Here is a 15,919-nt window from a genome sequence, read left to right on the forward strand (position 1 = left end):
TCTGGCTATAACCCCGGCCTCTGCGGAGGGGTGGCCGAGTGGTCGAAGGCGCACGCCTGGAAAGTGTGTATACCCCAAAAGGGTATCGAGGGTTCGAATCCCTCTCCCTCCGCCATCTACCCTTTTTCTAGCCAGAGCAATGGCTTGGGGCTGGGCTTGAGTCGCTGTGCGGTCAACATGGTGAGCCATGGCCGCGAACTGCGCAATGCTGAATTCCGCTTGGGATGATTATTTTCGCTGGCGTCGGATATCGTGGCCGAGTCGCAGACCGGCTGCGCATACGCCTGCAACGGCTATATGATGTGCTCAGCTGATCACCGCCTACGTGACTTCATGTTTCCTGGCGAGAAGATGCACAGGGTGGCGCTTGACCAAGAGAGCGCCGCCTAGACCCGTCAAGGACGGAGCCGTTTTCAAGCTGTGTGCCCACGGCGTTACCCTCTTTGGCGTCGAAGTGTACGAGAACAGCGACCGCTACCTCGCCACGCTTAAGGGTTTCTTCGAGTTCGCTTTCTCCGCTCTCGGGCATTCTCCTTCCTCCGCCGCACTTGCTTTTGCGCGCTGCGCACCCGATTGTGGGCAGGCAAGTTAAGGAGAGCTATGAGCAATGTCGGCAGGTTCGCAATATCAAGGGAAGCGAGGTGCCAACGCAGGTGACGAATATCACGAACTCTGGGCGTTGCGACGCGCTCTTGAGTTGCTTCGGCCTGGAACTCGGCTCCGTTCGGTTACGGTCGAGGGTGTGCTTGTTAGCGACGAGAGTGGAGTGGCGGCCGCCACTTGGGATGGAGTCGATGCGGCCTGCTATTACGGCGATGACGATGATACGGTTGATCGGGTTGAGCTCATCCAACTCAAATATTCTGGAGCTGACCCGAATGCTGCTTGGACGATTTCGCGCCTAGCGCACGCCGACAACAAGCATAAGACGAACTCTATTATCGCTAGGCTCGCGACCGCTTGGGCCGGGATGCGGAAGCAACGTCCTGCTGTTGCTGCGGCCGGTCAAATCGTGGTGCGGCTGGTTAGCAACCAGCCAGTAGCGCCAGAAGTGCTCAACGCGTTGAGCAATCCCACCAGCACCGTTGCCCAACGTCTGCAAACGGCGAGCGGCCTTTCGGCGGGCGAGTTCGCCTCCTTCACTGCGGCACTTGATCTTACGGGTTGTGGCGATGGATCGCGCTTCTCACTTGAGGAGCGTGTTATCGACGCTCTATCGGAAATTCGTGATGGCGACGTCCGCAACGACCTTTATCAGTTGCGTGAGTTCATTCGCGAGCGGATGCGTCCCGAAGGTCAAGGTCAGTCGATCACCGCCGAGAGCATCTTCGGTCTGTTCGGCCACGCTGACCCGCACAGCTTTTTTCCCTGTCCGTTGCTCATCCAGCAAGTCGACCGGCTAATCAGGCGCGCCGCGACCGACCGCATCATTGAGCACTTCACCGCCGGAGACCAAAAGCTCTGCCTGCATGGCGGCGGTGGCGAGGGTAAGACCACCGTCCTCCAGGACCTTGCTGATAAGTTGCCGCCCCAGTCCGAACTCATCGTTTACGACTGCTATGGCGAGGGCACCTATCTCGACGCTAACAGCTATCGTCACCGTCCGGCCGATGCCTTTCTCCAACTCGCTAACGAATGTGCCGCGCGGTTCCTGCTGCCGCCAGTGTTCACGGATCGTCAAGCAGACCATCCACGGCGCTTCGTGCGTAAGCTTGAGCTTGCCGCGGCCGCACTCGCAGCCCGAGACCCCAATGCTTTGCTGGTGGTTGCAGTCGACGCCGCTGATATTGCAGTTACGGCAGCCGCGCTGTGTGTCCCGGCTGAGGTGCCATTCGTGCACGCCTTCGTGCGGCTCGGCAGCCTGCCTCCCAACGTCCGGCTTCTGGTATCAGCGCGCACTGGCCGACTCGATACGCTAGATCTGCCCGAAGCGTTCAAGCCGGTGCCGCTCCAACCCTTTACGCTCACCGAGTCCACACAATTCGCGCGCGGCCACTTCGCGCATGTCGATGACAGTTGGTGCGCCGAGTTTCACGCTCAGAGCGGCGGCAATCCGCGCGTCGAGCGTTATGCAATTAAGTTCGCGCAAGGAGATGCGGATCGAGCGCTCGACTATCTAAACCCTCATGGCCGAAATCTCGACGGCATCTTCGCCGCCCGACTCGACGAAGCCATCGTGCGCAGTGGCGCGCCGCGCGACGTATCACGCCTGTGTGCGGCGTTGACGGGTCTGCCTCGGCCAGTTCCTCTGAAACCGCTTGCTGCTGCTGCGGGGATCACGAATGGCCATGCGCACGACATTGTCCTCGACCTTGTGCCTGGGCTCAGATTTGAAGATGCTCAGGTTGGGTTCGCAGATGAGGACTTCGAGGCGTTTGTCCGGTCACGTGGCAGCGCAATGGCAGCTGAGGTAACGACGCGAGCGGCCGATTATCTGCTTGCTACCCGGCAGACGGACAGTTACGCAGCCGTACATGCTGCGAGCTTGGCGCTCGCTGATGGCCGCCGCGACATGGTGCTCGCGCTCGCCCAAGAGGATCCCCAGCAGCTGCCGATCACCGATCCTGCCGAACGCGGCGAAGTTCATCGGCGGCGGTTGCAGATTGCCATGCACGTCTGTCGCAACGCTGGGAACACGGTCGACGCAGCAGCACTGCTCCTGCAAGGCGCGCATGCGCTTCGCACCGACGAAGCGGTACGCCGCACGCTTTCCAACCATATTGAACTCGCAGCACACTTCTCACGAGAACGGATTATCGCGCTGGTGCTACGCGACCGAGAACGTCGGCGCGAACATGGCAAGCTCTTGTTGCACCTTGTTGGCGTTGATGGTGCCGCGGGCAACCGCGTTGGTGCCCGGGCCAATGCGCGCGCCTTTATGGCTTGGCAGGAGAGCCGCGTGAGCGCTCGCGAGAGCGCATCCAACGACGACGACAATAGTTATCAGCCCGAGCGCTGGGTGCTCAATCCCGACGATGTCGCTGCGATGATCGTCGGCCGACTATACTGTGACGGTGGTGAGGCAGCATGGGAACTCATCCGCCATGCCCGACCAATCCGCTTTCGGCACAACATTTTTGTGCGAGTCGTGCGCCGGCTCATCCGACGAGGCGATGTTGGCCTGATCAATGCCGTGTATGCGCATTGGCCTAAACGTCATTCCGGACGTCATCTTCTGGCGTTTGCGCTCGGCCTGCTGGGGCAGCCGGTTGATGCCGCAGCGCTGCTTACTGCGCTCACCGCGCACGTTGGTGTGGCCAAAGTCGATCTCAAGAGTACTAGCCACGACTATTCGAGTCGCGAACAGAAAATTGAGCATCTCGACCTCATCCTCGATGCTTGCGACCTGATTGTAATGCAGGGGGGCGATCGTGCAGCAGTGAAGGTGCTGCTCGAGCCCTTCTGTGATCCGGGCCCGCGTGCAATGGCGGCGCTCGCAGGATATTCGCCGTATATGAGTGACCTTGCCGCACGCGCGTTTGCTCTGCGCGCGGCTCTGAATGGCTATGAGGCAAGCTTTGAGGACTTTGCGGTCGCGCCGCCGCCTGCGCCGCCATCATCTGCCGAGCAGACGCCGGGAGGGCGTCGCCCTCATGCTCGTCAGCCCCAGCGCGATAACACACAGGCCGATCGGGAAAAGGCGAGCGCTGTCTTCAAGCCGTTGATTGCGCTCTATATGACCCGCGCGCGGATCGTGACGGGTGACGTCGCGCCGGCCGACGCGCCTGCCGCACTCGCCGAGGTGGTGAATGCGCTCCAAGCGGCGCGCCGGCAACTCTACCGGAATTATGAGTGGCGCCAGCGCGACGACCATGCGGCACGTGCTCTGCTCGTGCTTGGCGCTTTACCAAGTGTTGATGCGGCCGCCCTTTTCGCACCGATCGGTGATATGTTTGTCTCGCAAGAGGGGATGGTGCGCTTTGGCATCTCGGCTCTCCTCAACAATGCATCGCAATACCTGGGCTTCCGCCAACCTTTAATCAATCTCGTGGTCGAAAGTGCTGACGACGTATGTGTCCGAAAGATGCCTGCCGACGAGAAGATCGACTTCATCGTCGGTTTGGCCGAGCACTTACTTCCGCTCGACCAGGATGCGGCGCTTTACTGCTTCAATGCCGCGATCGCCATCGCCGGCGAGGTTGATATTGAAGCGTTGCATGCGATCAGGGTCGCGAGGCCGTTGGCAATTCGGGCACAGACCTTCAGCACGGCTCAGGTGCGGGCCGCCATGGCCTCCAAGCTTGCCGCGGTTGTACAGGATGCCGCGGTCAGGCTCGGAACTAACGATCATTTCCCTTGGGAGGACGTAGCACGTGCGCTGGCAGCTCTGTCAGCTCCGGTTGCGCTGGCGACCTCGGCACGCTTTGTCGAACTCCAGCTTGTCCGGCACGTCGAACTGCTTACCTCAATCCTGGAGGCGTTGGCTGAAGCCAACGCACTCGATCACACTGTGCTTGCTGCGCTCCTGCCGATCCTCAATACGAACGGCGAAACGCTGGCGCAGCATCTACTGACGCACTCGGGTACTGACGACAACGACGCTCGGACCCGCATCGCCGAACTGGTCGCGCGCCATGTGCTGCTCGAGCCGCTGGGTTCCGCCGAGAACTTTGCATCGTTTGTCACGGCCGTTAATGGCCGCTGGACCGAGGCCCTGCATGCCACTGCGCGTTTCGAAGAGAAGCGACCCTCTACTGCTTCGGATAGTATGTTACCGGAGCACGCATCCATTGAGGATGCCATTCCTGCGTCAGCGCTGTCGATCACTGGCATCGTGGATGTCGAGAGCTTTGTCGCGCGCATCGATGCGATACCAGAGAAGGAGGTGAAAAGTGATGATTGGCGTATGCATGCGTCCAAACGCACAATTGCAGAAGGTTTGTTGGCGCAAGTACCTCGCTATAGGGTAGGGACGTTTCTCGATATCATCAGCCAACTGCCAATAAGCAGCATCACCGGTTATGATATCGCCTCATGGTTACTCCGCCAGCTCGGGCGCTGGGACGATGTCCCTGCGGCCCAAAACTGGGCACGTACGCGGCTGCTGGGTGTGATCGAAGCGCGCCTTCCCGAATTCGTCCGGTCTTATAGCCACCACGGGCGCAAGCTTGGGGCGCTCCTCGCACAGACTAAGCAGCCGGACGCGGTGCTTTGCACGCGCATCCTTGCCGCGATCGAACAGCACATTGACGAGCTCTCAGCGCCTGCGGTGTTTCAGATGATCGGTGTGCTTGCTGCGCACATGACCGATACTGAAGCCGCGGCGGTGCTCGACAGCCATCTCGACCGCTTGCTAGCGTGCATGGAGCCTGAGGATCGTAGGCTTCCAGGGTTCGAGGACATTCCGCACGACAACGACGAAGCGATTGTTAGGTTCCTTTTCGCCGAACTGGGTAGCATCGCAGTCCCACACCGCTGGCGTGCAGCGCACGCGGTGCGTTTTCTGGCCACGCTTGGACGGACCGACCTGCTCGAGCGGTTGGTTGAGGTCTATGCGCGCGATAAAGAGCCTTGCTTCGGCCATCCAACGGCGCCCTTTTACGCACTGGCGGCGCGGGTATGGCTGATGCTGGCGCTCGCCCGCATTGCCTGGGATACACCGGCAGCGGTGACGCGCTTCAAGGACTGGTTGTTGACGCAAGGCGAGCGCGCCGACTTTCCTCATCTTCTGCTGAGGTTCCTTGCCAAACAGGCTCTACTCGGCCTCGCTGCTGCCAATCCCGAGCTTCTAAGCCCTGACGAGCAGCAGCGGATCACCGTCATTGCCGAAAGCTTGCTGCCACGCATCCCGTCCAAGCAGAAGAGCTACGAAAAGGGCTTTGATCGCCACCAGCCGCCTGGAGACGAAGGGCGGCGGTTCCGCTTCGACAGCCTTGACACACTGCCCTATTGGTACACGCCGCTGATGCGCTGCTTCGCGGATCCCAATCCGGCATATTTTCTCGAGCGCGCCGAGCACTGGATCATCGACCGGTGGGGCGCGGCTGGTGAAACTTGGGACTATGACAAACTACGTGGTAACGGGCATTTCAATCGCGGCGGGCGCGACGTATCGAGTAATCGCCACGGCAGTTTGCCCGAAATCGAGCGCTACCGCACGTATCTCGAGTGGCATGCAATGTTCACTGCCGGCGGTGAGGTCCTCTCCGAATGGCCGCTCACCTCGAGCGATGAGGACAGCTGGGATCAATTTTCGGACTGGATCGTGCGCCAAGCCCCGACGATGGCGCCACTCTGGCTTTCGGATTTGCGCGGTCCTAAGCCTCTCGAACCAGTTTTGTGGTGGCCACCTCACAATCCCCAGACGTGGCTTGCGCATGTCGGTAGCGCAGATATCCGTGAGGTGCTCGCGCTCGATGATCCCGAATGGCTTGTGATCAGCAGCTACACACTAGTACACCACGGCAAGCTAGTCGGCTCTACGGTCCGTGTCGAGAGCGCGCTCGTGTCCCGTGAAAACGCAACCGCGCTTCGGCTGGCGCTCGAAGCAAGTGAGAACAGTTACCAATACCGGATTGCGGTCAACCATGATCATCAGATTGCCTCGGGTCGCTTCGTGCTCGCCTCGCTCCTCGTCGACCGAGATGGCGAAACCGGGCTTGACCGGCATGATATGCTACGAGGCGAAGTTGATGCACCCAGCCAGCTGCCACATTCACGAGTGATTGAAGCCCTTGCGCTCACGCGCGATCCCACTGGCCTGCCGATCTGGCGCGATGGGGCCGGCACGCCGATTATCAGGAGTCTAAGCTGGAGCGATCCGATGCGCGCTGAACACGAGCACTACGGCAGCTTTGGGAATGGCACTCGGCTCATGATGCGCCGCGAGTCGCTTGCACAGCTGCTCGATCAAGAAGGACTAGATCTTCTTACAAACCTGACAATCAGACGACGGAGCGGTAATGACAGCGAAGGATGGACCGAAGCCAACACAGAGCGCGAGTTCGACTACATCATCATCTTCCGTGCAGACGGAACAATCGAAGCGCGACAAGGCGATCTCGGCCGCTGGCGCTGAGATTGAGCGCGCCCTTCATCTTGCCGGAAGCACCGATGTGCTTGCGCGTTGGATGGCATATCGCTTGGCTGAGCTTGATCTTATCATTGCCGAGGCACCAAATGCGGCGGAGCGTAGCGCTGCGAAAACCGAGCGCGACGAGCTCATTCTGGCACTCTGGCGCCAGCGCGCTGCGCTGCCGATTACTGAAAGCGACCGTCAGCTGAAGACCAGTCTCGGCCTGCTGACGGCGTTGTTAGACGATCCTAAGCCGTGGCGGCGCGATGAACCGCGAGTGGGCACGCCGGAAGCGCTGGTCGAAGCCTTGCGCCAAGCGAGTGCACGAATGGTTTCTGCCGCTGCAGTGCTAATCCGCACCCGACACGAGCTCGAAGGTGGGCCGGAAGATCCTGACCTGCCGCTCGCCGAGGAAGAGGCAGAGATACGCAGCCTGCTGGACAAGCTGCGCGGACGTGTCATTCGGGATATCATGTTTGTTGCGGATGACGGCGCACCTGGGGCCGAACCATCGCTAGAGGAAGAGATCGCATTGCTTGAGCGGAAAGTGGATAACGAACTATCCGCTATTGTGGAAGCAGTCACAGAGCTCCGCACGGTGTTGCTGAACGCGCGCCCGCAACCCGCACCGCCAGAGCAGTGCACCACCAAGCCGGCCAAGTGAGAACAAGCAAATGAGACAAAGTGCAGGCGTCTCCCTCACAGTAGGCAGCAAGCCACTGGATGAGTGAAGGAGCACTCTCGGCAGGGGGTTGGGCTTACGGGAGAAGTTTGGGTGGGCGACGTCCGGGCGATGGTCAAAATGTTACCGTGGTTTCTGCGACCCGAACCAAAGGCAGATGTCCTCCGTGTGGGGCTGTCCTCCCGGTTTCGATCCGTTTCATCGAGCATCGCTGATCCTAGTCTGCGAATGGACCTGAACCTTAATGGGTCCTATAAAAAATTTATGCGGCTCTAAACTTAACTTTCAAATAACTTTTGTTAACTTCGAGACGGTAAGGCGGCTTGTTGAGGGTTCGGGGAGTGCCTACGGCGTGGCCATCGCAAAACAGCGAGTCGGGAGAGGTCGCTGTTTTGCGATGCCGGCTAACCCTCAGAAAATACAATGTGCTGGCACCATTTCTCGATCTTCCCCAAGCGTTTGCCGCCTATCAAACAGGCTGAGTTCGCATCGCAAAACAGCGAACTCCGTCGAGACGCGGGCGGAGTATCGATCCATTTGGCAGCCAATAAGCTGCACGTAATGGCAATTCATCAAGGATGGAAAATCTGAAGGATCGGCAGTGCAGCGTTATCGTGTCGGTACAGTGCCAAACAGCAGCAAAATCGAATGACTGAAAAATTGAAGAAATGTCCGGAAAAGTGCCTGAAATACACAAATGTGATATTATAGTGATGGTTTGCTGCGTCGTATGATGTGAAATAACCATTTGAGAAATACATTAGTCACAATGCCATGTATTGGGGGCAGGCAGCGGTAAAAGCCTATTACCTCGCCGTAGCTCGCTACGCTCGCCAGCTCGGGGGCGCTGCGCGCCCATAGCCTATGATTGGATTGATCGAGATTGCTTCGGCAATAGTAAAAAATTGCCGCACTCTAACGAATGCGGGTGCTATACGACTCGAATGGACCGATTGCTTGCTCCCCGGGGCGTGGCCTCACGGGACTAAGCGGTTACAGGTCCTATCAACCCAACCCGTTCAGAACTACGAAGTGCTCATAGGTGTGCGGGTTGGAAATCTGTTTCGTACAATACCTAGAAACCACGTCGTGGTCACGAATAATTTGTGTATCGGTGGTGCCAGCCTGAACAAGCCGCTTCCATGTCGGCTCAACGAGCTGGTGAAACCGCTCATGGTGACGTTCGAGTGGAGAGACTAAGCCGTGCCAATGTGGGTTGGTCGTGAAGCTCTCAAGAAAGAACAGGCACAATGGGCGCTCATCCGGCTTATTTCTCCAACGTGGCCCCAAGAGGTCTCGGTCCAATAAAGCATTCCATTTGAGAAGACGCTCGTTTGCCTTGGCCGGCGTGACGCTCGGATCGTTGAAGGCGAGCGTTACAAAGAAGCTGAAGCGCCGCATCGCGAGCCAGCGCGTTAGCTCAGCCCGGCCGCCCGGCGTCATGCAGTCAGCTCCTCGCAATCATCGCTGGGCAAAGCGACTGCCTTTCCTAAGATGGGGGTGTATGGGATGGCGTGCGCGACGGTGCGCAGCTCATCCACTACTCGGTCGATCTCGCTGAGCGGGTAGATGGTTCGACCGTTGCGTCGCTCGAAGTAGGGCGGGCGGCTCAGGCGCGTACGGTAGACCGGCTGGCGCCGCCGCAGGTCGGTTAACCACAACGCGGGATCGATGTTCGGTAAGAACGGCGCGAGTCGGCGGGCTGCTTCGGGTGCCGGGAGCCATTCGATCAGGGGCGGCATGCTTTACTCCTTAAGATTGAGATTAAGCGCGTTGATGACGTGAGAAGCGCGTGGGAATGTTCCTTACCTAAGCCTTAGGCGCTGGCATTCCCGGAACGGTCAACGATAGTTGGTGCGTGAGCCGCAGCATCGGCAGAGGTTGCCAGCGCGCCAGCGCGGGCCGTGTGACGGCGCATCTCGGCGGCGATCTGCTGGGCGACGACAAACGGAAACGAGCGTTCCGTGTCATTGATCGCGAGGACCAGCCCCCGACCGCGTCGGAAGGTCCGCACCAAACGCTTGCCGCGTTCCGTAGTGGTCGTGAATTCGAAAGACGAACGCACTCCCGCCTTCGCGGTCCGTTCGATGGCGTCGGCTAAGGTGCTGGCCTCGGTGGTGCTGAGTACCGTGAGTGGCGCGCTTTCCAAGCTGATGGCAACAACGGGCGTGGTGCCCACCGTGTGGGCGGTGATCCCGATGTCTGAGAGGAGCCGGTGCGATTTCCGTTCGACCGAGTTGACTCGCTCAATGACGAGCTCTGACACCAGCTGAGCCATCGGCTTCTGCTCGTATTCCGCATGCTCCTTGAGCATGTTATGGACAAATCGCGAGAGCGATAGCTTCACAAAATCTGACAATTTCACCTCCATCACTGAGAGCTTACATTATAGACCCATAGGAAAAAATGCTGCAAGCACATTATGGGTGGGGGTCATAAATGATAAATTATTCTAGGACTTCGGCTTGTGTGACGAAATGACTGTATGACATCACATATTGTTCTTAGTGGGTGCTTGGAATGTGTTTAGTGGATAGGGTTTATGGCATATTGAATGCTCCGTCGCTCAATTCACCTCGCCATCTGACCAAGATCTATTTCCTCGTAGCTAATGCGGCCCATCGCGTCGGCGAGTTGCCTTGGCGTAAAAGCTGTTCCTCCACTACCATAGATACCAGCCGTTGTTTGGTCCGCGTGCCCAAAAAGGGCATCAGCAATGCCGGGGTGCATTCCGGCGCGCCGCTGTGCATCCTTGAATGTGTGTCGAAAGCTGTAAAAGCTGGTCTTCTTCGATTTCACTCCGAGGCTTGGGAGAAAAGTTCTGTTAAAAAATCGTGGAAAGGTGCTGATGTATTCTCCAGAGGAACTTGGCTTCCAGCTGTGGAATATGCGTTGATAGCCTTTGTTCTTCTGCGCTTGAACGTAACGTAGAAAACCAATGTGCTCCAGTTGGGGATGGACGGGTATAAGCCGGACGGCATTCTCCGATTTTAAATGCTTTTTCGGGGCAACTGACGATTTGTCGTCTCCTTCGTCGGCGCTTGTCGTGATATTGAGCATCCATATGCCGTCGCGCTGGATCAGATCCGTAACCAGGAGCTGGGCAAGTTCTGTTGGTCGTGCGCCTGTGAACAGTGCTACCAGCGGTACCCAGAAACGGTGGTCTTTCACCTTATGAGTCCCAGGTTTCTTGGTTTGCGTATCAGACTCACAGCCGACGAATAGTGGAGCCTGGAAGATATGAGCCAGCTGTTCGGCTGAGAAAGGATGGCGCTTATCGCGCCGACGGTCGGCTTTGGTCGTACGGGCCCTGATATCAGCGGCTGGATTGTCATCAATCCAAAGCTCCTCCGCTGCCATAGCGAACAGGACGCGCAAGGGACTGAGCCATTTGTTGATTGTTTTGGACTCCAGCGTCGGGAATGGCTGTGTTCGGCGTCTGTTCAGAGCTGCGGCTTCAGGTAGGGTCTTACCTTGAAACCGCTGCTTTGCGTTGGTGGGAGTTTCCTCCAGTAACTTTCGGAACTCCAAAAAATCGCGCTTGGTCACCTCTCCGATAGGCCTGGGGCCCGCAAACTCCTCGAACATGCGCACCGCGACTTGGTAGTCGCTTGCTGATCGTCCTTCCAGTGCACGACGCCGTAGAAGGTTCTCAAGAAGTTCGCTTAATGCCATGCGACTCTCGGGAGCCCTTTCCGAACTGGTCGATACGAGTCGGTCAGGTGAGAGAGTGCCGGCGGGGGCTGGTGGTGCAGCCGCCACCGTTTGGGCTGGGGCGGATTGAGGGAGGAGCAGTTCAGGCGACAGATTGATGCCGGACGAGGCCCTGTCGATTTCCGTGAGCGCCGCGAGATAGGCCCGGGCCAGCCCGGCGCATAAGTGCGCGTATTGCGATGTGTTTTTCGCGATGTTGAGGCTGTTGCATTCGATCAGGTCATCAGCGATGGCTTGGACGAGAAGCGTCTTTCCCTCGGCAATGTCGCCAGCAAGTGCTCGGGTTAAGTGGGGGCGTTGAGCATCCAAATGCGCCTTCTGCCTTGCCGCACGAGGCGAAAATCTTGCAAGCTCTTCAACTGTGCGGTACTCGCGCAACTCTGCTTCATAGAACTGTCGTACCAGTGCGGCGATGTCGTCTCGCGTCATGCTTTCGTCGTCTCTAACAGCAGTGAACAGAGCGTAAACGAGCTCGGCAGCAACGGCCCCGTAATGCCGCGCTTCCGTCGGGTCCGACGTGCCCAATGTACGTGCTAATTCGAGACGACCGAAGCGGTTGACAAGGTCCGCTGGAACGCGACAGCGGAAGTGGTAAGCCGCGCCACGCCGGCGCACGTTCGTTTGAATGGGCATGCTGCCACCTGCGGTCAATGATGCGGACAGTTCCGCGGACAATGCGCAGCGACAAATGCCCTTTGATACCAATCACCTAGCTAGGCCAGTAGGATAGCGTGCGGTCGGACTATCCTCCCTCTCCCTCCGCCACAGAGTTTTGGGGCAGCACCGCTGCTGACAAAAAGGCCCGGCGACTTGCCGGGCCTTTTTGTTTGTTCGACGGCTTCCCTCGCGGCCTTTTCTACGCCGCCATGACGGCTGGCGCGTTGTTCCGCCACTCCAAGAACAAGGACTGCGCTTCGCTCGCCAGGGCGGCGCGGCGAACCGGGTCGGCGGCCAGTGCCGCGGGGAACAGGGCGCGGATCTCGTCCGTGGTGAGCACGTCGACGGCCAGAATGACGCGGTCCCGGTCGGTCGGGTTGTCGACCTGATGTGGGAACGAGAAGTCGCCGGTCCAGCATTGGCCCTCCGGATAGGTGACGACCTCGTGCCCGATCAGCGTGAAGGCTCCTTCCGGCGCGTGGATGGGGATCAGCAGGCGCGTCATGTCGCAGTGAAGCCCCATGCATTCGTAATGCCAATCCAGCTTGCCATGGGGCGGTTGCCGAAGGACATGGGAGCACTGCACGCGGAGATCCGGCCGCTCCAGAAAGGACCGCACCGTCGGCATATGTTCCAGCCCCGGTTCCGGCTTGCCGGTCAGCAGGGGTATGGCCGTCCAGCCGCTGCCGGGTGCCGCGCCGTAATGCGTTCGCCCCTCCGGCGGCAAGACCGCGTCCAGGGCCGCGAATTCGGCCTTCAGCCTGTCCGCGTCCAGCCGCGCCGAGGCCGCCGCGTGCAGCGTCAGACCGCTTCCGATGGTGACGCTCTGAAACCTTTCCATGTGCTTCCTCGCAACGGACCATTGCCTTCCGACAAACGACATAATGCCGACTCCATCAGAAGGCGACAAGTGCGCTTAAAATTCTACCAAGATCAGCGGCTGTCAGCTTTTCAGCAATCGAAGACCCTAATAATCGTGATGGTGGTCGCCAGGGGGCGTGTGCCACGACCATTCGTCGCATGTCGGGCGGGTGGGCGGGCTGTTATGCTCATTGATAACAATAACGACGCCGTCCAGACCTCGGAAACGAAGCCGGGGATGGATGGACAATCAGGGTTGGGACACCATGCGCTTCAGGGACATCCGCCTGGGCCTGCGGATTCATTTGCCGACCGTTCTCGCGCTGATCGGGTTGGGGCTGGTTCTTCTGATCGTGCTGCTGTCGATTCACGGCCGCATGATGGAGGACCGGCGCACCAAGCTGCGCAATCTGGTGGAAGTCGCGTCCGGCATCGCCGCGAGCTTCGAGGCGAAGGAGCGGGCGGGGCAGTTGACCCGTGATCAGGCGCAGCAGCTTGCCAAGGACACCATCGCCGCATTGCGCTACGAGGGTGACGAGTATTTCTGGATTAACACCGCCAGCGACGCCACGCTGGTTGCGCACCCCAAGCGGCCGAAGGATGTCGGCCGGAGCATGTGGGACTTCAAGACGCCGGACGGCGACTTCGTTTACCGCATGTTCGTCCAGGCGGCGACCGGGCCGGGCAAGGCCGGTTTCCTGTCCTACTCGCAAAAATTGCCGAACAGCGACGTGCAGACGGAAAAGGTCTCCTACGTCAAATTGTTCGAGCCGTGGGGCTGGGTCGTCGGCTCCGGCATCTATTTCAACGACGTGGACGCGGCCCTGCGCTCCACCGGCTGGTCGGTCGGGGCGGCGATCCTGGCGATCGCGCTGGTCCTGCTGGCCGCGGGCGCGGCGATCGGGCGCGGCATCACGGTGCCGCTCGCCGCGTTGGTGGCCGCGATGAAGGAGTTGGCGAACGGCAACCTGTCGGCCCCGGTGCCCGATCGTGACCGCCGCGACGAGATCGGCGCCATGGCACTGGCGCTGGAGACCTTCCGCGAGCACGCCCAGGAGCGTGCCCGCCTGGAGGAGGCGCAGCGGCGCGAGGCGCAGGGGCGGGAGGAGCGCGCCGCCCACATCGACCGCATCGCCGCCGGCTTCGAAACGCAGATTGCCGCTCTGCTGGAAGCGCAGGTGAGCGCCGCCACGCGGCTTCAGGACACCGCGCAGGCGCTGACCGGCATGGCCGAGGACACCACCCGGCGCGCGTCCGCCGTGGCCGCGGCCACCGGGCAGGCCACGTCCAACGTGCAGTCCGTCGCGTCCGCCGCCGAGCAACTGGGCACCTCCCTGCGCGAGGTCAGCCGCACGGCCGGCGTCTCGCGGGAGATCGGCGCCGAGGCCATGGAGCGCGCCGACCGCTCCACCCGGCTGGTGGACGGGCTGGAAAGCGTCGGCCGGACCATCGGCGACGTGGTGAAGCTGATCTCCTCCATCGCGGAGCAGACCAACCTTCTGGCGCTGAACGCCACCATCGAGGCGGCCCGTGCGGGCGACGCCGGCAAGGGCTTCGCCGTCGTGGCGGGCGAGGTGAAGACGCTCGCCAACCAGACGGCCCAGGCGACGGAGCAGATCGTCCAGGAGATCGCGGAGGTGCAACGCGTCGCCCAGGAAACGGGCGAGGCCATCCGCGACGTCTCCGGCATCATCCGCCGCATGGAGGAGCTGTCCAACACCGTGGCCGGCGCGGTCGAGGAGCAGTCCGCCGCGACCCAGCGCATCGGCCGGAACACGCGGGAGGCGGTGGCCGGAACGGAGGAGGTCGCGCGCAACGTCACCGACATCCATGGCGACGCTGAATCCACCAGCCGCGCCGCCGCCGACCTGCTGGGCGCCGCGCGCACCCTGACCCGGCAATCGGAGGATCTGCGCGCCCAGATGCGGCGCTTCCTGGAGGAGCTGAAGGCGGCGTAGGAGCCTACCTGTTGCCGTCGTCCCTGGCCTTGCGCCGCCGTGAGGCGGTGATCTCGGCCAGGGTGACGGGGCGGAAGTTCCAGACGTCCACGCCGACGTCGAACTGGCGGGGCATGCCCTTCAGCTGGCCGTGGCTGTGGCCGTGCAGGTTCAGGGCGCCCTTGTACATGCCGTTCCAGGTGCGGAAGGCGTAGTGGCACATCACCAGCCGAGTGTCGTCCACCAGGATCTCGGCGTAGGCCTGGACGCTCGCCCAGCCGGGCAGGCGCAGGGTGGCGGGGCCGTCGTTGTTGCCGGTGATCAGGTGCTTGGTGCCGTGCAGACGGTCGAGCAGGGTCACCATCTCGTCGGGCGTGCGGCGCAGGGCGAAGTCGCCGAGGTGCCAGATCGCGTCGTCCGGTCCGACGGTGGCGTTCCAGTTCGCCACCATGGCCTCGTCCATCTCCGCCACGGACGAGAAGGGGCGGCGGAAGCGGCTGAGGGCGCCGGTGTGGCCGAAATGCGTGTCGCTGGTGAAGAAGACCGCCATGGCAGGCCGTCAACGCCCCGCGGGCGCGGAGGGTTCCCCTCCGCGCCGGCTTCGGCGGCCGGGGAACGGGGTGCGACCCGTCCCGGCGTCTTTATCCCGACCGGTCGATGCAGGCCGGTGGTGCCGATCAGTGATGCCTGATCAGTGGTGATCGTGGGCGTGGCCTTCGGCCGACGGATCCAGCAGCCGGTGCAGGTGCACGATGAAATAGCGCGTGTGGGCATCGTCGATGGTCGCGCCCGTGGCGCCGCGCCACGCCTTGTAGGCTTCCTCGTAGTTCGGGAAAATGCCGACGATGTGGACCTTGGTGGGGTCGACGAACTGATCGGAATCGGGGCGGACGAGTTCACCGCCGAAGACGAGGTGGAGGAGCTGCTGCTTGTCCGGCATGACGCTGAGATCCTTATAGGCTGGTTTTGCGTCAACTCATATCCGCCTCACGGGCTGTCGTTCAAGTGCAATGCAGTGCTGTGACGCCTTGTCCACCGCCTTCCGCCGCGTTT

Annotated in this window: 10 protein-coding genes and 1 tRNA gene; 4 read left to right on the forward strand and 7 right to left on the reverse strand. The window is 60.6% G+C overall.

All coding sequences use genetic code 11. The features are described 5' to 3' along the window. Positions 1-24: 24 nt before the first annotated feature. The 3 genes from ACSVC7_RS01055 (at position 25) to ACSVC7_RS01065 (ending at position 7,679) form a co-directional block, all read left to right on the forward strand. Positions 25-115, forward strand: a tRNA-Ser gene (locus ACSVC7_RS01055). Between the two features lie 492 nt (positions 116-607). After that, positions 608-7,018, forward strand: a complete 6,411-nt coding sequence (locus tag ACSVC7_RS01060) for a hypothetical protein (protein ID WP_448203981.1) — start codon at positions 608-610, stop codon at positions 7,016-7,018. Continuing rightward, on the forward strand, positions 6,966-7,679 hold the full coding sequence (locus ACSVC7_RS01065; protein ID WP_448203982.1) for a flagellar assembly peptidoglycan hydrolase FlgJ: 714 nt from the start codon (positions 6,966-6,968) through the stop codon (positions 7,677-7,679). The genes ACSVC7_RS01060 and ACSVC7_RS01065 overlap by 53 nt, the downstream gene beginning before the upstream one ends. Positions 7,680-8,702: 1,023 nt before the next feature. On the opposite strand, the gene ACSVC7_RS01070 is transcribed toward ACSVC7_RS01065, so the two are convergent. From ACSVC7_RS01070 to ACSVC7_RS01090, 5 genes are all read right to left on the reverse strand, one after another. Further along, the gene (locus tag ACSVC7_RS01070; protein ID WP_448203983.1) at positions 8,703-9,140 is read right to left on the reverse strand and encodes a hypothetical protein; all 438 of its coding nucleotides are present in this window, start codon (positions 9,138-9,140) and stop codon (positions 8,703-8,705) included. Next, a complete protein-coding gene (locus tag ACSVC7_RS01075; protein ID WP_448203984.1) occupies positions 9,137-9,439 on the reverse strand; it encodes a hypothetical protein in 303 nt (100 codons plus the stop codon). The genes ACSVC7_RS01070 and ACSVC7_RS01075 overlap by 4 nt, the downstream gene beginning before the upstream one ends. Before the next feature lie 74 nt (positions 9,440-9,513). Continuing rightward, positions 9,514-10,068 carry a hypothetical protein gene (locus ACSVC7_RS01080; protein ID WP_448203985.1) on the reverse strand — a complete coding sequence of 185 codons (555 nt, stop codon included), beginning with the start codon at positions 10,066-10,068 and terminating at the stop codon, positions 9,514-9,516. A gap of 200 nt (positions 10,069-10,268) precedes the next feature. After that, entirely contained in the window at positions 10,269-12,044 is a 1,776-nt protein-coding gene (locus tag ACSVC7_RS01085; RefSeq protein ID WP_448203986.1) for a DUF6538 domain-containing protein, read from the reverse strand. A 223-nt stretch (positions 12,045-12,267) separates the two neighbouring features. After that, the gene (locus ACSVC7_RS01090; protein WP_448203987.1) at positions 12,268-12,909 is read right to left on the reverse strand and encodes an aspartyl/asparaginyl beta-hydroxylase domain-containing protein; all 642 of its coding nucleotides are present in this window, start codon (positions 12,907-12,909) and stop codon (positions 12,268-12,270) included. 286 nt (positions 12,910-13,195) lie between these two features. Here ACSVC7_RS01090 and ACSVC7_RS01095 point away from each other — a divergent pair, with 286 nt between their 5' ends. Then, complete coding sequence (locus tag ACSVC7_RS01095) at positions 13,196-14,887, forward strand: methyl-accepting chemotaxis protein (RefSeq protein WP_448203988.1); 1,692 nt, start codon at positions 13,196-13,198, stop codon at positions 14,885-14,887. 4 nt (positions 14,888-14,891) lie between these two features. On the opposite strand, the gene ACSVC7_RS01100 is transcribed toward ACSVC7_RS01095, so the two are convergent. Further along, a complete protein-coding gene (locus tag ACSVC7_RS01100) occupies positions 14,892-15,416 on the reverse strand; it encodes a metallophosphoesterase family protein (RefSeq protein WP_448203989.1) in 525 nt (174 codons plus the stop codon). 141 nt (positions 15,417-15,557) lie between these two features. Further along, entirely contained in the window at positions 15,558-15,806 is a 249-nt protein-coding gene (locus ACSVC7_RS01105) for a DUF4170 domain-containing protein (protein ID WP_448203990.1), read from the reverse strand. Positions 15,807-15,919: the final 113 nt, after the last annotated feature.

It is taken from the genome of Azospirillum mesophilum (assembly GCF_053470405.2).